Below are 18,340 nucleotides of genomic sequence, written 5' to 3' on the forward strand. Positions count from 1 at the left end.
GGTATTGTCCACTTCACCATCGACTCCCCGATGGCCGGACCGAGAGAAGGCGCCGTTGAACCCGGGACGATCTCCGCGAGGGGCGTCGACCGATGACGACCTGAGCTTCGCCGAGAAGATCGGATACCTCTTCGAACACAGCCGTGACGAGAACGGCATCCGATATACCGGCAAGAAGATCGCCGAGAAGGCCAACCGTCTCGGCTACTCGCTGTCCGACGCGTACATCTCCCAGCTACGCACCGGCAAGGCCCGCACGCCGTCGTTCCGCACCGTCGAGGCCATCGCTCGCGCCTTCGACGTCAGCGTCACCTATTTCCTGTCCAACCCCGACGAAGACCTCGAACGCGTTCGGCAGCAACAGAATTACGTCGAGATGCTCCAGGTCACCGGGAGCCACCTGTCCGGCATCGACATGGGTTCGCTGTGCCCGGACACCATCGACGCACTCATCGACCTGCTCAAACTGGTCAAAGCCCAGGCGATCGCCAAGCGGGCGGAGGAGAACTCCCCGAGCGAGGCGTCCGGCTGACGGTTTCCGCCGGCGGGCCTCACGACCGGGCGGTACTCACAGACCGGCGTAGGAGTGCAGCCCCGAGACGACCAGGTTGATGATGAACAGGTTGAACAGCATCGCCACGAATCCGGCGACGTTGATCCAGGCCGCGGCATTGCTGCGCCAGCCCGCCGTCGCGCGTGCGTGCAGATAGGCCGCGTAGATCACCCAGGCGATGAAGGACACCGTCTCCTTGGGGTCCCAGCCCCAGAATCGGCCCCAGGCCGCCTCGGCCCAGATGGCACCGCAGATCACCCCGAGGCCGAACAGCGGGAAGCCGATCACGACGCACTTGTAGGCCAGGCGGTCGAGTTGCTCGACGGACGGCAGATGTTCGACGACCCGACGGACTGCGCCGCCCAGACCCGGACGGGTCGCGGTTGTGGCGGAGTCGTCGGACGAGGTCGGAGCCCACCGCATCTTGATCAGGTAGAGGATGCTAGCCACACCGGACACCAGCAGGATGCCCGAGGACACCGAGATGATCGAGACGTGCACGGCGAGCCAGTAGGACTTCAGGGCCGGGACGACGGGTGCGGCCTGGGTGTAGAGCCAGCGACCGGCGATGAACATCAGCAGGATGACGGGCAACAGCACGAACGAGAGCAGCGGGCGGTGCTCGCGCTTGCGCAGGATGATCAGGGCGGCGAGCACGCCCGCGGCACACGTCATCGAGATGAACTCGTACATGTTGCCCCAGGGCGCACGGTCGGTCGCGATGCCGCGGAGCACGATCGAACCGATGTGCGCGGCGAGGCCGACGACGACGACCGGGAGCGCCATGTTGCCGAGCTTCTCGCCCAGGGTCCGGCGCGACGACTCGTCGACCCGCCCGGGCACCCGCGTGTCGGTTCCGTTCGCCCCGGCGTTGACCAGCTGCTTCTGCTCGAGGCGTCGGCCGCGGACCGCGGCGAGGGCGCCCAGGAACAAGATGACCGCGACGACGTAGACCGTCATGGCCGTGCCGTAGAGCAGGTCCGAGTACCGCGCGAGGGTCTCGTCGATCGGCATCGCCGGAGCGTCGGTGTTCATGTGCTTCCTTTCGCCGGCCGCTAGAGCCGCCGGGTCGTCCGCCGCGAGGCAGGTCCGTCGGCGTCGTCGGCCACCAGCTCGGCCGCCTGCTCGTCGAAGCCCTCACCCCAACCGGCCTGATCGGTACGCGCCAGCCCGGCGATTTCTACTACAGTACGTCGTTGCCCAGTGTCCGGGCCATCGGTGTCCGGGCCATCGGTGTCCTGGCCATCGCCGTCGGCATGAGCGCTCGCAGCCGGCACCGGGACCAGGCGGGCCCAGATGCGGCGGCGGCGGATCAGCAGCGACACCAGCAGACCGCCGAGCATGACGATCGAGCTCACCAGCACCCAGATCTGGGCGGGGTCGTGCGAGACCTGGACCGACACCCACCGCTCGTAGCCGTCGAAGGTCACCGTCGTGCCGTCGGCGAGGGTGTGGCTCTGGCCGACCGCGAGGTTGACCTGCGCCTGACGTTGGAGGCGGCCCTGTTCGACGAGGTCCTGATCGAGCGAGTAGACGTTCTGCGGTCTGCCGGTGTCCAGACCGGTGTCGCCCTTGAAGATCCGGATCGCGACGAAGGGGTCGTCGGGGGTCGGCGACGACGACGTCAGCAGCGAGCCGTGGAACGACGCGGTGGGCGCGAACAGGCCCTCCAGCGCGATCTGGTTCTTCCGGCGGTCGTCGGCGTCGGGGTACAGACCCGCCGGGGTGTCGAAACGGGCCGCGCCCGAGGAGAGCATCGTCTGGAGCTCGTCCGGCACGAACGGGGTGGTCTGCGTGCGCTTCTCCCCGTTGGGGAAGGTCACCGTGAACGTCGGCGCGAAACCGTTGCCGAGGACGTAGACCCGGTCGCCCGCGACGCGAAGCGGTTCGTTGACGCGCACCGACGCGGTGTCCCAGCCGGCGGGATCGCCGAGGTTGCCCACGCTGCCGTCACTGCCCGCGGCGTACCGGATGGTGGCGTCGTACATGTCGGGCTGACCGCTGGGCAGGAAGGTCGCCGAGAAGTCGTCGACGCGGAAGCAGAACGGCGACAGGTCGGTGCCGTCGACCAGGTTGCCGGCGCGGAACGAGTCGTAGACCGCGGTCGAGGTGTTGCACAGTCCCTGTTCGCCGTCGGCGACGAGGCTGCGGGTGCCCTCGTAGCCGTACATCTTGCCCAGCGCGATCGACACCAGCAGCGCCAGCAGCGCGAAGTGGAACACCAGGTTGCCGAACTCGCGCAGGTAGCCCTTCTCCGCCGAGACCTCGACGCACCCGTCCGGATACGCCTTGCTCGGCTCGCGGACCACGACCTCGCGACGCCACCCGCGCAACCGGCCGTCGATCCGTCGGGCGACCGTCTCCGGATCCCCGTCGACGGTGTGGGTCACGTGCCGCGGCAAGCGCGACAGGTTGCGCGGTGCGGCAACGGGTTTCGCGCGCAGGCTGTGGAAGTGCTCGACCATGCGCGGCGTCAGGCAGCCGACGAGGGAGATGAAGAGCAGGACGTAGATCGCGGTGAACCAGGCGCTGGAGAAGACGTCGAAGAGCTGCAGGCGGTCCATCCACACGCCGAGCTGACCGCGGGCGGCGATGTACTCCAGGGTCTTCTGCTCGTTGAGCTCGCGCTGCGGGAGCAGGGCACCCGGGATCGCGGCGAGGGCGAGCAGGAACAGCAGGATCAGCGCGGTCCGCATCGAGGTCAGCGAACGCCACAGGTTGCGCAGCGGCCACAGCACCCGGCGGCGGGCCCAGTGGGGCTTCGGGGCCGGCTCGGGGGTGTCCACCTGCGGGCGGTCGGTCACATCGGTCATCAGGACAGCACTCAGATCGGTAGTTGGGTGTCGGTGACGAAGCGGACCTGGACCCAGACGATGAACTGGTCCCACCAGCCGGTCAGGAGGGCGACGCCGACCCCGATCAGCAGGACGCCCCCGATCACCTGGATCGTGCGGGCGTTCCGGCGGAGCCAGCCGAGACTGCGCAGGGCCCAGGCCGAGGAGAACGCCAGGATCACGAAGGGCAGGCCCAGGCCGAGGCAGTACGCGACGATGAGGGTCACGCCCTTGGCCGCCGTCGACCCCTCGGTCCCGCTGACGGTCGCGATCACCGCCGCGAGGGTCGGCCCGAGGCACGGCGTCCAGCCGAGTGCGAAGACCGCTCCGAGCAGCGGCGCCCCGACGATGTTGGAGACCCGCCGCGGCTCGAAGCGGACCTCCCGCTGCAACGCCGGGATGAGACCGATGAACACCAGTCCCATGGCGATGGTCACGACCCCGCCGATGCGTTGCAGCAGTTCGCGATTCAACACGAAGGTACTGGTCACGCCGAGGACGGTGGCGGTGGCGGCGACGAAGACGACGGTGAAGCCGAGGACGAACAGGCCGGCGGCCAGCGCGACCCGCGACCGGCCGCTCTTGGCGCTCTCCCCCACCTTCACCGCGGGCGCCTCGGCCCCGACGAGACCCGCGAGGTAGGACAGGTAGCCCGGGACGAGGGGCACGACGCACGGGGAGGCGAAGGACACGAGCCCGGCGAGCAGGCAGGCGGCGAAGGCGAGCAGCAGCGGTCCGCTGGAGACGGTGTCGGCGAAGGTGTCGCCGATCGAGGAGGCGAGCACCAGGGTGGTGGGGTCCATCACATCGACCCCGCCGGCTCGGCCGCGACGCGCTTGACGACCTCGTCGAGCTCGTTGTCGGAGACCGCCTTGAGGAACACCGCCGCCGGACGGTGCTCACGATCGAGGACGATCGTCGTCGGCACCACCGAGGTGGGCGTGGTCAGAGCGGCCAGTGACATCCCCGGGAAGTCGTAGATCGACGGGAACCCGACCTTGCGGTCGAGCACGAAGTCCTTGGCGGACTCCCGGTCGTCGCGCAGGTTGATGCCGAGGAATTCCACCCCGTCGGCGCGATTGCGTTCGTAGACGCGCTCGAGGTCGTCGGCCTCACCGCGGCAGGGTCCGCACCATGAACCCCACACGTTGACGACGACGACCTTGTCCGCGAACCGCTCGTCGGACAGCGACAGCGGCTGCTCGGTGACGAGGTCCTCGCCGGCGAGTTCGGCGATCGGCTTGCGCTCGTCGGGCGCGTAGGTGATGACGGTCTGCCCGCCCGGTGACACGAACTGGAAGGTGTTCCCCTGCGCGACCGCGTCGTCGCCGGTGCTGCATCCGGCGACCAGCAGGATCAGGGCCGACAACATCGTCGGCAGGAGGAACTTGCGCACTACGTCAGGCTTTCTTCACGCACCGGTGGCCAGTGGGTCCGAGGACCCGGCCGGCTCGGAGTAGATGATGTCGACGAGGGCGTCGTCGTCGTAGATGAGGCTGGTCAGCGAGGCCAGCGAGCACTGGCGGCGACGCGGGTCGTGCCAGAGGCGCTGACCTTCGAGGAACCGGCGCAACGTGTACACGGGCAGTTGGTGGCTGACGCAGACGGCTTCGTGACCGCGGGCGGCGTCGCGGGCCTTGTTCGCCGCGGCCAGCATGCGGTGCGCGAGCTGGATGTAGGGCTCGCCCCACGACGGCGTGAACGGGTCGCGGAGTTTGGGCCAGTGCCGGGGCTTGCTCAGCGCACCGTCGCCGACGGAGACCTTGAGACCCTCGAAGACGTTGTCGGCTTCGATGAGGTCGTCGTTGGTGAGGATCGGGATGCCGTGCGCGGCGGCGATCGGGGTGGCGGTCTCCTGCGCGCGCTGCAGCGGCGAGGCGAACACGGCCTTGACGTCGTGGTCGGCGAGGGTGTCGGCGACCTTACGGGCCTGCGCCTGGCCGTCGCCGGAGAGGCGGAAGCCGGGGAGACGGCCGTACAGGATGCCGTCGGGGTTGTCGACCTCTCCGTGGCGCATCATGTGGACGATCGTGTGCATCAGGCGTTGTCCCCCGGGGTGGCTGCGGTCGCGGCCGCCTGCGCTGCCGCGGGCAGCGCATCGGCGATCTGCGAGAAAGCATCCTCGTCCAGCGCCGCGGACACAAACCAGGCTTCGTAGGCGCTCGGCGGCGCGTACACGCCACGCTCGAGCAGGGCGTGGAAGAATGGCGCAAACCGCCAGGTCTCGGTGGCGGCGACGCCGTCGTAGTCGAAGATCGGGATCTCCGGGTCGGTAGTGAAGAACACACTCAGCAGGCTGCCCGCCTTCTGCACGCGGTGGGCCACCCCGGCCGCGGAGAGGGCCTCGTGCAGCACGGTCGCGAGCCGGTCGGCGTTCGCGTCGAGCGTGCGGTAGACCTCGACGTCGGCGTTGCGCAGGGTGGCGAGGCCGGCGGCGACGGCGACGGGATTCCCCGACAGCGTGCCCGCCTGGTACACCGGCCCGGTCGGCGCGAGACGTTCCATGACGTCCGCACGGCCGCCGAACGCCGCCGCGGGCAGACCTCCGCTCATGACCTTGCCGAAGGTGTAGAGGTCACCGGCCACGCCCTCGAGTCCGTACCAGCCACTCGGGCTCACCCGGAACCCGGTCATGACCTCGTCCATGATCAGCAGCGCGCCGTGGCGGCGCGTCAGGTCGCGGAGTCCGGCGTTGAATCCCTCGACCGGCGCGACCGCGCCCATGTTCCCGGCCGCGGCCTCGGTGATGACGGCGGCGATGTCGTCGCCGAACTCGGCGAAGGCGTCGGCGACGGCGGTGAGGTCGTTGTAGGGCAGCACGAGGGTGTCGTGTGCCGACGCACCGGTGACGCCGGGGCTCGTCGGCAGGCCGAGCGTGGCGACGCCGGAGCCGGCCGCGGCCAGCAGCGCGTCGACGTGACCGTGGTAGCAGCCGGCGAACTTGATGATCTTGGACCGGCCCGTGTAGCCGCGGGCCAGCCGGATCGCCGACATCGTCGCCTCGGTGCCGGAGTTCACCAGCCGGACGCGCTCGACGGGGTCGACGCGGCCGATGATCTCCTCGGCGAGTTCGATCTCGGCCTCGGTCGGGGCGCCGAAAGACAGGCCGCCGGTGGCCGCCTCACGCACCGCCTCGACGACGGCCGGGTGCGCGTGCCCCAGGATCATCGGACCCCAAGAGCTCACGAGGTCGACGTAGTCGTTGCCATCGGCGTCGGTCAGCCGGCATCCGGACGCCGAGGCGATGAAGCGAGGGGTCCCGCCGACCGCGGAGAACGCGCGCACCGGGGAGTTGACGCCGCCCGGGATGGCCTGCGTCGCGCGGGTGAACAGCGCGGCGGAGGCGGCCGTGCCGGGAGCGGGCGTGGCAGCAGCGGAAGGGGTCACGGCCTACAGTGTTCCAAACGGCACCGGGTGACCCAAATCCTCGCTGGTCGGAGGGGGTGCGACCCGGCTCGAACCGGACCCGGTCAGCTCGCGAGCGCGGTGCGCACCTGCTCGGCGATCGCCGCCTGACCCGCCTCGTTGGGATGCACCGCGCCGGGTCCCGAGGTGGTCATCGGCTCGATCCAGCGCTGCGCGCCGGCACACGCGTCGTGACCCTCGGACACCTGTGACATGTCGACGAACTCGACGCCCTCGTCCTCGGCCGCGCGCCGCCCGTACGTGTTGAGCGCGGTCTGGAGCTCGCGGATCATCGATACGTCCCCGGCGGCGAGTCGCATCTCGGGATAGCAGCCGGCGGTCGGCGGGACCAGCCAGGGATAGCCGACGAGCAGGACGCGCGCGTTCGGCGCGCGGTCCCGGACGTCGCGCAGGGCCTGGCGCACGGCGGGATAGATGTCGGTGGCGACCGGCTCGATCAGCGCCCGTCCGTAACGGTCCGTGCACGGCGAGCCGGTGCGGTCGGCGTCGGCCAGTTCGCCGCAGAGCCGGATCGCGCGACCGTACGTCTCCTCGTCGTTGCCGCCGATCATCATCGTGACCACGTCGGTGTCGCCGTCGAGGGCGTCGAGCTGGGGCGGCACGCCCTGGTGCTGCGACTCGCGGAAGTCGGCGGTGTCGGCGCCCGCGCAGCTGACGTCGGTGAGGTCGAAGTCCTCGTCCGCCGCGACGACGTGCGCGTAGTTCCTCGACGACCGCAGGCAGTAGATCGGCGAGTCCTCCTCCAGTGGCCGCACGCCGGTCCCGGCGCTGAAGCTGTCGCCGAGGTTCACGTACTCCGTCGACTGTGCACTGTTCTCCGTCGACTGTGCAGTCGTTCGCGTCGACTGGGCAGGTGTTTCCGTCGACTGGGCGTCGTTCTGCGTCGACTGGGCACAGCCGGCGAGGACCGCTCCCGCCGCGAGCAGCACGAGCCCGGACCGGATGAGCCGCCGTGGACGTCGATCGTCGAACCTGCGTGCCGTCATGCCGCCATCCTGCGTCCGGTGAAGCCCGTCGGCAACCACCGACCGGCCGCCCGCCCACGCGAGTAGCGTGGTTCGCCGAGGGGGATCGCCGCATCGTGCGGGGTCCCGCAGCCGAGTCACGAGGATGTGAATGCGCATGAGCGACAAGGAGATTCTCGACCCGCAGGCCGTGCTCGACGGCGTGCCCACCGGGCTCTGGATCGACGGCCGGTCCACACCCGCAGCCGACGGCGGGACCTTCGAGGTCTACGACGCCGCGACCGAGGAGTCGCTCGTCTCGGTCGCCGACGCGGGGGTTGCCGATGCCCGCCGCGCTCTCGATTCCGCCGTCGCCGCGTCGGCGGACTGGGCGGCCACCGCGCCCCGGGAGCGCGGCGAAATCCTCCGTCGGACCTTCCAGTTGCTCACCGATCGCGCCGACGACATCGCCATGCTGATGACCCTCGAGCTGGGCCGCGCCCTCCCCGACAGCCGGGCGGAGACGACGTACGGACTCGAGTTCTTGCGGTGGTTCGCCGAGGAGGCCGTCCGGATCGGCGGTCGGTTCAGTCCGTCGCCGGCCGGCAACGGGCGCATCCTGGTGGCCCACCAGCCCGTCGGGCCGTGCCTGGCGATCACACCGTGGAACTTCCCGCTCGCGATGGGGACGCGCAAGATCGGGCCCGCGCTCGCCGCGGGCAACGTGATGCTCGTGAAGCCGGCCCGCGAGACGCCGCTGACGATGCTGGCACTGGCCGAGGCCTTCGCCGAAGCCGGTTTGCCGCCCGGCGTGCTGTCGGTGTTGCCCACCACGTCGAGCGGCGACGTGTCGTCGACGTTGATCACCGACGATCGCATCCGCAAGATCAGCTTCACCGGGTCGACGCCGGTGGGTCGCAGTTTGCTCGGTCAGGCCGCCGACCGCGTCCTGCGCACGTCGATGGAGCTCGGCGGCAACGCCCCGTTCCTGGTCTTCGACGACGCCGACGTCGACGCCGCGGTCGAGGGCGCGTTCGCCGCCAAGATGCGCAACGGGGGCGAGGCCTGCACCGCCGCGAATCGGTTCCTGGTGCAGTCCGGTGTCGCCGAGGAATTCACCGAGAAGCTGGTGGCGAAGATGTCGGAGGTCCGGATGGGACCGGGGTACGACGACGGGGTGACCCTGGGGCCGCTGGTGAACGCCGACCAGCGGGACAAGGTTGCCGACGCGGTCGAGCAGGCCGTCGCCGACGGTGCCCGTGTGCGACTGGGCGGCGAACGTCCGGAAGGTCGGGGTTTCTTCTATCCCGCAACGGTTCTCGACAACGTCGATCCGTACGCGCCGGTGACGCGCGAGGAGATCTTCGGACCCGTCGCGGTGATCAGCACCTTCGACGTCGAGTCCGCGGGCATCGAGGCCGCCAACTCGACCGAGTACGGCCTGGCGTCGTACTTCTACAGCCGCGACCTCGAGCGCTGCATGCGCGTCGCGGGCGCCCTGGACTCCGGCATGGTCGGGGTCAACCGCGGCGTGATCTCCGACGCCGCAGCACCGTTCGGCGGCATCAAGCAGTCCGGGATCGGACGCGAGGGCGGCAGCGAGGGCATCGACGAGTACCTCTCGGTGAAGTACATCGCGCTCACCTAGCGTGTTACGTATGTGACTAGTGATACAGGTGTTATCGATCCGATACCTGTACGACCGTACTGATCCCTACACTCGGTCACCATGCGTCGTAGAACCCTCACGACCGCGGCAGCCGCGGCCGCAATCGCAACTGCCGCCTCGGTGGCGGTCGCCGTCGCACCGTCCGAACCGGTGGCGTAGGTCGAGAACGCCGCGATCAGTACCGATTTCGGCAGCGTCGACCTCGGTAGCTCCGAACTCGGCACCCCGAACAGCAACTTCCTCTGGCAGAGTCCGGGGACCCGGTACATCGTCGTACTCGGCGCCAAGTTCGGCGTTCTCGGGCAAACTCCGGATGTCCTCAAGCGTCGTCTCGACGTCGCGGCGAACCTCGGCAAGAAGCACCCGTTCAACCGCATGATCGTCTCCGGGGGCGACACCCACTGGCTGCCCGTCACCGAGGCCCAGTTCATGAACCTCGGGCTCATCCGACGTGGAATTCCCATGTGGCAGATGGTCAACGAGGGCGCCTCCACCTCCACGGTGCAGAACGCCCAGAACACGGTGCGGATGCTGAAGCACATGGGCGCCAACGGCGCGATCATCGTGACCAACGGCTTCCACATGGAACGCGCGATGAAGAACTTCCGCGACGCGGCCCGGCAACAGGGCGCGCGCATCGAGTTCCGGTCGGCGTACGCCTAGCACCTCGCGAATACCCTTCTCGCGTCGCCATTTCCATCCCGCTGATTCGATCCCATCAGCGGGACGGAAACGGCACCGCGAGAACGCAGCTCGCCCCGCCGGCCGAAGCCGACGGGGCGAGATCGTGTTGCTTCAGGGGCGATCAGCGCAGGAGCGCGCGGCTCATGACGACGCGCTGGATCTGGTTGGTGCCCTCGTAGATCTGGGTGATCTTGGCGTCGCGCATCATGCGCTCGACCGGGAAGTCGCGGGTGTAACCGGCACCGCCGAAGAGCTGGACGGCGTCGGTGGTGACCTCCATGGCAACGTCGGAGGCGAAGCACTTCGACGCCGAGGAGATGAAGCCCAGGTTCTTCTCGCCGCGCTCGGCGCGAGCGGCCGAGGTGTAGACCATGAGGCGAGCGGCCTCGACCTTCATCGCCATGTCGGCGATCATGAACTCGACGCCCTGGAACGAGCTGATCGGCTTGCCGAACTGCTTGCGGTCCTTGACGTATTCGATCGCCTTGTCGAGCGCACCCTGCGCGATGCCGACGGCCTGTGCACCGATGGTCGGGCGGGTGTGGTCGAGGGTCTGCAGGGCGGTCTTGAAGCCGGTGCCCTCGTCGCCGATGATGCGGTCGAGCGGGATGGTGCAGTCCTCGAAGTACAGCTCGGCGGTGGGCGAACCCTTGATGCCGAGCTTCTTCTCCAGCGGGCCGACGGTGAAGCCGGGGTCGTCCTTGTGGACCATGAACGCGGAGATGCCGTTGGCCTTCTTCTCCGGGTCGGTCACGGCCATGACGGTGTACCAGGTCGACTTGCCGCCGTTGGTGATCCAGCACTTGGAGCCGTTGAGGACCCAGTTGTTGCCGTCCTTGCGGGCGCGGGTCTTCATGCCTGCGGCGTCGGAACCGGCCTCGCGCTCGGACAGCGCGTAGGAGGCCATGGCCTCACCGGAGGCGATGCCCGGGAGCACCTGCTGCTTGAGCTCGTCCGAGCCGTTGAGGATCAGGCCCATGGTGCCGAGCTTGTTGACGGCCGGGATCAGCGACGCCGAGGCGTCCACGCGGGCCACTTCCTCGATGACGATGCAGGCTGCGATGGAGTCGCCACCCTGGCCGCCGTATTCCTCGGGCACGTGGATGGCGTTGAAACCCGATGCGACGAGGGCGTCGAGCGCCTCTTGCGGGAACCGCGAGTTCTCGTCGACGTCGGCGGCGTGCGGCTCGATCTCCTTCTCCGAGAGCGCACGGATCGCCTCGCGCAGCGCGATGTGCTCTTCCGGGAGCTCGAAGACGTTGAAGTCGGGATTTCCGTAGCCCATGACAACTCCTCACGGCACAGCGAGTGCCTGTTCGTTCCCGGCACACGGGGTGCCGGCAGATGTTGACAACCAGTTCAGCACGGCACTGAGTGCCATGTCAATCGATGCAATCCCCGTCCCCGCCGATTGTCCCCGAAACCGGCGCCGATGTCCCGCAGCCCTCCGCCGGGTCAGTCCTCCCCCAGCTCTTCGGCCACCCGACGTGCGACTTCCGAGCGAGACATCCCGGCCGGATAGGCAACCACGGTGACCTGTCCGCGCGACCCGCCGCCCGGGACCGATGCGCCGCCGGCGCCCCCGGCACCGAGTGCCATCGCCACTCGGTGCAGCTCGTCCCGCAGTCGTTCGGGGGTGGCTTCGGCGTCGCCGCGGATCATCTGCCGCAGCAGGAAGTTGTGGGTGCCCGTGACCGCCGCGACGTAGGCAACCACCCGCACCGGCGACTCGCCGGGCAACCGTGCGCGCAGGAACTCCTCGAACGCACCCTGGTAGCGGTACGTCGTCACCAGCTCCCGATCCCGCAGCGCGGGCACCTCCTGCACCACCTGTGCGCGCCGCACCGCGAGTTCGCGATCCCGGACGAAGTGGGCGAAGACCAGCTCGGCCGCCGCACATACCGCCAGCCACGGATCCTCGTCGGAGGCCGCGAGCCGGTCGCCGACCTGCGCGAGCAGCGACTCGTGGTCGGCGAAGATCACGTCCTCCTTCGACCCGAACTGCCGGAAGAACGTGCGACGGGACATCCCGGCGGCGGCCGCGAGCTGCTCGACGGTCGTCGACTCGTAACCGTGCTCGCTGAACAGACGGATGGACTCGGCGACGACACGCGTGCGGAAGGCGGCCGGATCGGTGTCCGCGACTGACATGGGACAAGTATCACCACATCGAGGCGACGAGACCCTCGGACCGTCCCGAACCGGGAGTTCGGCGCGGACCCGTGCAGCGGATCGGTGCGCATTACTCGTCAGTAGCGACCGCCACAAAAGCTGGGTCCGACGCGTGGTCACTACGTACGGTGGAGCCATGGCAACCCCCACCGCTCCCACCGAGAAGACCCCGGCTGAGAAGAGCTCGACGGAGAAGACCCCGTCGACGACGAGTCCGACACCCATCGCGACCGAACCGACCGTCGACGACCCGGTCGCCCCGACCGACGTCTCCGCCGACGACGAACTGTCCGCGGACGAGCGTGCCCTGCTCGTCGACAATCTGCGGTTCGTCCTCGACGGTCGCTGGCGCGCGACGAGGGAGACGGTGCGGGAGAACTCGAACCGCGCCGACCTCCTGCCCGACCCGTCCCGGACGCTCGACGAGGCACGCGCCCACACCCTCGAGGTGATGCGCGAGCTCGCCTCGCAGGGCTTCGCGGCCGCCGGTTTCGCCGAGGACCACGGCGGCAGCGGTGACATCGGCGCGTCGATCACCGCCATCGAAATGCTCGGCTACGCGGACCTGTCCCTCATGGTCAAGGCCGGCGTGCAATGGGGCCTCTTCGGCGGCGCCGTCGAAAACCTCGGTACCGCACGGCATCACGAGAAGTACGTGCCCGGCATCATCGACCTGAGCGTCCTCGGGTGCTTCGCGATGACCGAGACCGGGCACGGCTCGAACGTGCAGGCCATTGAGACCACGGCGACCTACGACCGTGAGGCCCGCGAGTTCGTGATCAACTCCCCCACCCCGTCGTCCCGCAAGGACTACATCGGCGGCGCCGCCGCCCACGCCCGGTATGCCGCGGTGTTCGCCCAGCTCGTCACCGGCGGGCCCGACGAGGAGCCCGAAGGCCGTGGCGTGCACTGTTTCGTGGTGCCGATCCGGGACGAGGACGGCGCCGACCTGCCCGGCGTCACCACCAGCGACTGCGGGTACAAGGGCGGACTCGCCGGCGTCGACAACGGCCGGATCATGTTCGACAACGTCCGCATCCCCGCGGAGAACCTGCTCAACCGCTACGCCGACGTCGCCGAAGACGGCAGCTACAGCTCGCCGATCGAGAACACCAACCGCCGCTTCTTCACCATGCTGGGCACCCTCATCCGCGGCCGCGTCAGCGTGGCGGCGACCGCGGGTGCCGCCGGCCGCAAGGCGCTGGCACTCTCGACCCGCTACGGATTGATCCGCAAGCAGTTCGAGGCGCCCGAGGGCACCGACGAGATCACCGTGATGGACTACCTCGGTCACCAGCGGAAGCTGTTGCCGCTCATCGCGAAGTCGTACGCGATCGGATTCGCGCAGAACGAGATCGTCGACGAACTGCACGAGGTCCAGTCGGTCGCACCCGACGACTCCGACGCCGGACGCCAGCGCCAGCTCGAGGGGCAGGCCGCCGGCCTCAAGGCCTACGCCACGTGGCACGCCTCCCACGCGATCAACGTCAGCCGTGAAGCTTGCGGCGGCGCAGGCTATCTCGACGAGAACCAGCTGTCGATCATGCGGGGTGACATCGACGTCTTCACCACCTTCGAGGGCGACAACACGATCATGACGCAGCTCATCGCCAAGGAGCTGCTGTCGGCGTACTCCGAAGACGTCCAAGGACTCTCGGCGGGCGGCTGGGTGCGCTTCATCGCGGGGATGGCCCGCGACGTGGTGGCCGAGAAGACCGCGGTCCGGCAGGTCGTGCAGACCCTGCTCGACGGTTCCGACGAGGACACCGAGAAGTCGGCGCTCACCGACCGCAGCACCCAGATCAGGTTGTTCCGCAACCGCGAGGACCACCTCGTCCGGACGTGCGCGCAACGTCTACGCCGCGCGCTCGACGACGACAACGACGCTTTCGAGGTGTTCAACAACGCGCAGGACCACCTGCTGAAGGTCGGGCACGCGCACATCGAACGCGTGGTGCTCGAGGCCTTCGTCGAGGCGATCGAGAATTGCGATTCACGTTCGGCGGCCGAGCTTCTGGGCAAGGTGTGCGACCTGTACGTCTACTCGGCACTGGAGGACGACCTGTCCTGGTTCATGATGCACCGGCACATCTCGGTGGAGCGCGCCAAGGCGATCCGCCGCGGCGTGAACGAGCTCTGCCAGGAATTGCGGCCGCATGCCCGGTCGCTCGTCGACGCCTTCGGCGTCCCGGAAGAGTTGCTGCGCGCACCCATGCTCCAGAACGGCTGAACCCCGCTCTCGAGACCTTCGCGGCCACCGTCGAACAGACGGTGGCCGCGTTTCGTTTCGGCGCCGGTGTTTGGACATGCGCACCACGGGCATACTGCCGCCGACGCCGCTGTGGAGACCACGCTGCGACGCACCGACGAGATCGCGCGGGCTCGCGTCCACTGCCTGTGCCCCGACTTGTCCCACTCGCGCTGCCACAGCGTGCCACATGCCTATTCGGAAGGGGAATCATGTTCCGCCACACCGACTACATGCAGTTCGACGTCAAACCCGAGAAGCCCGACCCCATCTACGCCCGCAAGCTCCAGGAGTTGCTCGGCGGCGCCTATGGCGAGATGACGGTGACGATGCAGTACCTCATGCAGGGCTGGAACTGCCGCATGAAGGGCAAGTACAAGGACATGATCATGGACATCGCGACCGAGGAGATCGGTCACGTGGAGATGATCGCCACCATGGTCGCACGTCTGCTCGAAGGCGCGCCGGTCACCAACTCGACCGAGAACGCCCTCGGTGACCCGGTGGTCGCCGCCGTCCTCGGCGGCACCGACCCCACCCAGGCCATCTTCTCCGGCGGCGGCCCCCGTCTCGCCGACAGCAACGGTGTGCCCTGGAACAGCGGATACATCACGCACAGCGGCAATCTGCTCGCCGATTTCCACGCCAACGTGACCGCCGAGGCGCAGGGGCGCGTCCAGACGGCCCGCCTGTGGCACATGACCGACGATCCGGGCGTGAAGGCCATGCTGCGGTTCAACCTCGCCCGCGACACCTTCCACCAGAACCTCTGGCTGAAGGGGATCGAGGAGCTCAAGGAGGACGGCCTGGAGGGCACGATCGCCCCCGACGACCTCTTCGACGAGGAGTTCAGCGAGCACGCGAGCACCCTGTGGCACCTGTCCGACGGGGAGGACTCCAACAAGGGCGGCTGGGCCAGCGGCCCCACCCCCGACGGCGCGCACGAGTTCAAGTTCCTGGCCGATCCGCAGCCCCTGGGCGACCGGCAGTCGGGTCCGCCGCCGGACCCGAAGCTCTACGCGACCTACGACGGCGCGATGGGCACCCCGCAGAAGCCGCAGTTCGGCACCGAGAAGGGTGTCATGGGCAAGATCAAGGACGTCGTCGACCCGGACCCGTCCGGCTAGACCGACAGCATGTGCAGTGCACGCTGCCCGGCGGTGGACCCGATGTCGGGGACGCCTCCGGGCACGCGTGCGCCCACCCGACAACCGGAGTTCTCATGAGCGCACTACCCGACCTCATCACGACCCCGTTCCGCTGGCTGGCCGCCCTCAGACACGCCCGGGTGTTCCACCCCGACGGTCTGCTGTGTGGTGGCACGGCCGCGCTGTCGGCCGACCACCCACTGCCCTTTCACAGCGGCCCGGTGTCGGTGCGGGTCTCCAAGGGCATCGGCACACCCGGCGGCCTACCGGACATCGTCGGCCTGGCCATCCGCTTCCCGTCGACCGACCCCGGCACCGTCGGCGGCGGCGGGGTGTCGCCGTCGACCAACGCCACCGGCGCGTGGGATCTCCTGCTCGCCGGCCCGGCCCCGCTCGACGGCCGACTACCCGTCCCGCTGCCGACGACGCACTGGGCCACCGCGGTGTCGAGCCTGACGCCGTACCGGTACGACGGTGACCTGTACTGGATTCGGGCGCGCATCCTCGAACCGTCGGACTCGTCGGGCCTGTCGATCGAGGACCTGGCTGCACGTCTCCGCCGCAACCAACCGATCGTGATCGTCCTGGAGGCCGGCGCCGGACGGTTCGTGCCGGTCGTCCGGATCGAACTCGACCATGTCCTCACCGGACTCGACGTGGATTTCGACCCCATCCTGCACCGGCCCGAGGGCGTCGAGTTCGCCCCGTCGTGGCTCGGGGATCTACGACGCCGCGCCTACCGCGACAGCCGGGCGGGGCGTCACTCCGTGGTGTCCTGATCCTCCGAGGACGGTTCGGTCCTCGACGTCCCCCGAGGCGGTAACCCCAGCCGGACGGCCTCGTGTGCCTGCGTGAGCTCGCTGCGCAACCGCTCGACGTCGCGGGCCCACGCCTGGGCGATCCGCCCGGAGGTCAGCTGCACACCGATTCCCTTGCGGCGGCGCGGTACACCGTGCAGCTCGCCCAACGCGGACGCACTCTCCCAGTCCTCGGGGGTGTGGCTGTGATTGGGCGGGAAGATCTTCGCGATGTCGGCCAGCGGCGTCGTGACGGCACCCTGGCGGAGCGTGGTCTCGGTGAGCTCGACGCTGACATGCCGACGGGCTGCCGACACCTGCACGAGCGAGAACCCCAGCAGCAGCACGAAGAATATCGCCAGCACCGGCCAGTGCACCTGACCGGGCCCGGCGATCTCCATCGCGAGGACCGCGCCCACCAGGACCGGACCGATCAGCACCACCCACCAGCTGCCGCCGGACTCGGCGAACAGCACCTCGCCCGCCGGCTCGACGGGGTCGTGACCTTCGGGATCGTCGTCGGTCATGTGCCCTACTTGCGCGATCGCGGCGTCTTGGGTTCCGGCTCCTTGCCGGTGTACCAGGTCTCGGCGGGCGGACGGTAGGCGAGCAACGACCCGAACAAACCGATGAGGCCCGCGAGCAACGGGAACGCGAAGAAGTTCATCCCCAGGCTCAGGAACAGCAGCATGGCCACGACGACCAGGGTCAGTGCCGCCAGCGACGACCGCCACCGCACATCGCCGGTGTAGGCCTTGCTGCCCAGCAGGATGTACCCGACACCCACGACGGCGACCATGGCGCCGAGAACCCCGGACGTGACGGTCCCGGTGTCGCTGGCCGCCGACACGACGATGACCAGTGCACCGAGCGCGATCAGCAGTGCGCCGGAGGTCAGCCAGCACCGGTAGGCCCAGACGACGAGTTTCGGACGCAGCGCCGGATCAGGACTTGTCACTGGTTCTTCGGTCCTTCGTTCTGGTTGTCGGTGCCCCGGTTCTCCGGATGCGGCTTGTCGAGGTGAACGGGCTCGGATCGGGCGTCGTCGGAGTACGGGCCGGGCGCGCCGCGACGATCGCTGTCACCATACGGCCTGTTCTGGCCGTACGGGTTCTGGCCGTACGGGTTCTGGCCGTATGGGTTCTGGCCGTATGGGTTCTGGCCGTACGGGTTCTGGCCGTACGGGGGTGACGGCGGGTGGACCGGCTGCGGCTTCCGCGCCGCGGCCATCTCCCGGCAGTACTTTTCCGAGTCCCCGCGCATGAGGAGCACGGTCGCACCGAGCGCCGCGACGCCGCTGATCACCTGCGGGACCATCGCCCACGCCGGCGACGTGTCGCCACCGAACAGCGAGAAGAGCAGGCTGACCACGACGTAGACACCCATCGCCGACAGCACGATCCGCGCCCAGTTGTAGCCCTTACGGGTGAACCAGACGACCAAGGCCGTGATCGCGGTGAGGAACAGCGACGTCACGACCAGCACACCGACCACGAACCCCGACGAGGTCATGAAGTCGATCTGCTCGGGCGGGACCCCTTCCTGCGGAGCAGAACTCACCTGATCGCGAATCATGTCGACGAAGGTGCCGGTCTGCGCGAACATCGCCACGATCTGCCCGACGATCACCACCACCCACAGCTCGACGGCGATGGAGACGGAGTCGGGGATCTTCGGTCGCGACGGCGCGCCGGGGTCGGACGCGGGGTCGTACGGTGCGGACATGGGACCAGCCTAGGAGACTGCTGAAATAGTCGGTGTCGTTTCGGTGTGGGGTGAGCGGGTTTGCCTGGTGGGCTGGGATCCTGGTGGGTATGCAGGGTGAGCCGGATCGTCAGGGTGAGTTTCTGGATGTGAACTCGGTC

Annotated in this window: 18 protein-coding genes; 6 read left to right on the forward strand and 12 right to left on the reverse strand. The window is 68.8% G+C overall.

Annotation, left to right across the window (positions count from 1 at the left end; genetic code table 11):
* Positions 1–55 precede the first annotated feature (55 nt).
* On the forward strand, positions 56–532 hold the full coding sequence (locus JW364_RS09180; protein WP_058252664.1) for a helix-turn-helix domain-containing protein: 477 nt from the start codon (positions 56–58) through the stop codon (positions 530–532).
* A 36-nt stretch (positions 533–568) separates the two neighbouring features.
* Here JW364_RS09180 and ccsB read toward each other — a convergent pair whose 3' ends face one another.
* From ccsB to JW364_RS09215, 7 genes are all read right to left on the reverse strand, one after another.
* Positions 569–1,588 carry a c-type cytochrome biogenesis protein CcsB gene (gene ccsB, locus JW364_RS09185; protein WP_165630519.1) on the reverse strand — a complete coding sequence of 340 codons (1,020 nt, stop codon included), beginning with the start codon at positions 1,586–1,588 and terminating at the stop codon, positions 569–571.
* A 20-nt stretch (positions 1,589–1,608) separates the two neighbouring features.
* Positions 1,609–3,366, reverse strand: coding sequence for a cytochrome c biogenesis protein ResB (locus tag JW364_RS09190; RefSeq protein WP_205333500.1), 1,758 nt, complete (start codon positions 3,364–3,366; stop codon positions 1,609–1,611).
* An 11-nt stretch (positions 3,367–3,377) separates the two neighbouring features.
* Positions 3,378–4,190: a cytochrome c biogenesis CcdA family protein gene (locus JW364_RS09195; protein ID WP_065629218.1), complete on the reverse strand. Its 813-nt coding sequence runs from the start codon at positions 4,188–4,190 to the stop codon at positions 3,378–3,380.
* A complete protein-coding gene (locus JW364_RS09200; RefSeq protein ID WP_165630521.1) occupies positions 4,190–4,783 on the reverse strand; it encodes a TlpA disulfide reductase family protein in 594 nt (197 codons plus the stop codon). Before JW364_RS09200 ends, JW364_RS09195 begins: the two co-directional genes overlap by 1 nt.
* Positions 4,784–4,798: 15 nt before the next feature.
* Positions 4,799–5,425 (reverse strand): histidine phosphatase family protein, encoded by a 627-nt coding sequence (locus JW364_RS09205; RefSeq protein ID WP_078113019.1) that lies wholly within the window; start codon positions 5,423–5,425, stop codon positions 4,799–4,801.
* On the reverse strand, positions 5,425–6,774 hold the full coding sequence (hemL, locus tag JW364_RS09210) for a glutamate-1-semialdehyde 2,1-aminomutase (RefSeq protein WP_165630522.1): 1,350 nt from the start codon (positions 6,772–6,774) through the stop codon (positions 5,425–5,427). Before hemL ends, JW364_RS09205 begins: the two co-directional genes overlap by 1 nt.
* An 83-nt stretch (positions 6,775–6,857) precedes the next feature.
* Positions 6,858–7,799, reverse strand: coding sequence for an SGNH/GDSL hydrolase family protein (locus JW364_RS09215; protein WP_165630523.1), 942 nt, complete (start codon positions 7,797–7,799; stop codon positions 6,858–6,860).
* Between the two features lie 136 nt (positions 7,800–7,935).
* Between JW364_RS09215 and JW364_RS09220 the strand changes: the two genes are divergently transcribed.
* Together JW364_RS09220 and JW364_RS09225 are read left to right on the forward strand one after the other, a co-directional pair.
* Complete coding sequence (locus JW364_RS09220) at positions 7,936–9,405, forward strand: NAD-dependent succinate-semialdehyde dehydrogenase (RefSeq protein WP_165630524.1); 1,470 nt, start codon at positions 7,936–7,938, stop codon at positions 9,403–9,405.
* A 195-nt stretch (positions 9,406–9,600) separates the two neighbouring features.
* Positions 9,601–10,089, forward strand: a complete 489-nt coding sequence (locus JW364_RS09225; protein ID WP_238995077.1) for a YdcF family protein — start codon at positions 9,601–9,603, stop codon at positions 10,087–10,089.
* A 142-nt stretch (positions 10,090–10,231) separates the two neighbouring features.
* Here JW364_RS09225 and JW364_RS09230 read toward each other — a convergent pair whose 3' ends face one another.
* Positions 10,232–11,395: an acyl-CoA dehydrogenase gene (locus JW364_RS09230; protein ID WP_205333499.1), complete on the reverse strand. Its 1,164-nt coding sequence runs from the start codon at positions 11,393–11,395 to the stop codon at positions 10,232–10,234.
* A gap of 170 nt (positions 11,396–11,565) precedes the next feature.
* Positions 11,566–12,261 (reverse strand): TetR family transcriptional regulator, encoded by a 696-nt coding sequence (locus tag JW364_RS09235; RefSeq protein WP_078113015.1) that lies wholly within the window; start codon positions 12,259–12,261, stop codon positions 11,566–11,568.
* Between the two features lie 157 nt (positions 12,262–12,418).
* On the opposite strand from JW364_RS09235, the gene JW364_RS09240 reads away from it, so the two are divergent.
* The 3 genes from JW364_RS09240 to JW364_RS09250 all read left to right on the forward strand — a co-directional run bounded on the left by JW364_RS09240 (position 12,419) and on the right by JW364_RS09250 (position 16,457).
* Positions 12,419–14,512, forward strand: coding sequence for an acyl-CoA dehydrogenase (locus tag JW364_RS09240; protein WP_205333498.1), 2,094 nt, complete (start codon positions 12,419–12,421; stop codon positions 14,510–14,512).
* A 230-nt stretch (positions 14,513–14,742) separates the two neighbouring features.
* Positions 14,743–15,657, forward strand: coding sequence for a manganese catalase family protein (locus tag JW364_RS09245; protein ID WP_078113013.1), 915 nt, complete (start codon positions 14,743–14,745; stop codon positions 15,655–15,657).
* Between the two features lie 95 nt (positions 15,658–15,752).
* The gene (locus tag JW364_RS09250; RefSeq protein ID WP_159370159.1) at positions 15,753–16,457 is read left to right on the forward strand and encodes a hypothetical protein; all 705 of its coding nucleotides are present in this window, start codon (positions 15,753–15,755) and stop codon (positions 16,455–16,457) included.
* Here JW364_RS09250 and JW364_RS09255 read toward each other — a convergent pair.
* Genes JW364_RS09255 through JW364_RS09265 form a run of 3 tightly spaced genes read right to left on the reverse strand, consistent with a single transcriptional unit; the run spans position 16,439 to position 18,200 of the window.
* Positions 16,439–17,002, reverse strand: coding sequence for a hypothetical protein (locus tag JW364_RS09255; RefSeq protein ID WP_058252651.1), 564 nt, complete (start codon positions 17,000–17,002; stop codon positions 16,439–16,441). The two genes, JW364_RS09250 and JW364_RS09255, sit on opposite strands and share 19 nt — an antisense overlap.
* A gap of 5 nt (positions 17,003–17,007) precedes the next feature.
* Positions 17,008–17,433 (reverse strand): hypothetical protein, encoded by a 426-nt coding sequence (locus JW364_RS09260; RefSeq protein WP_058252650.1) that lies wholly within the window; start codon positions 17,431–17,433, stop codon positions 17,008–17,010.
* A complete protein-coding gene (locus JW364_RS09265) occupies positions 17,430–18,200 on the reverse strand; it encodes a hypothetical protein (RefSeq protein WP_205333497.1) in 771 nt (256 codons plus the stop codon). The genes JW364_RS09260 and JW364_RS09265 overlap by 4 nt, the downstream gene beginning before the upstream one ends.
* Between the last annotated feature and the right edge of the window lie 140 nt (positions 18,201–18,340).

Source organism: Gordonia sp. BP-119 (genome assembly GCF_016924115.1).
GTDB lineage: Bacteria > Actinomycetota > Actinomycetes > Mycobacteriales > Mycobacteriaceae > Gordonia > Gordonia hongkongensis.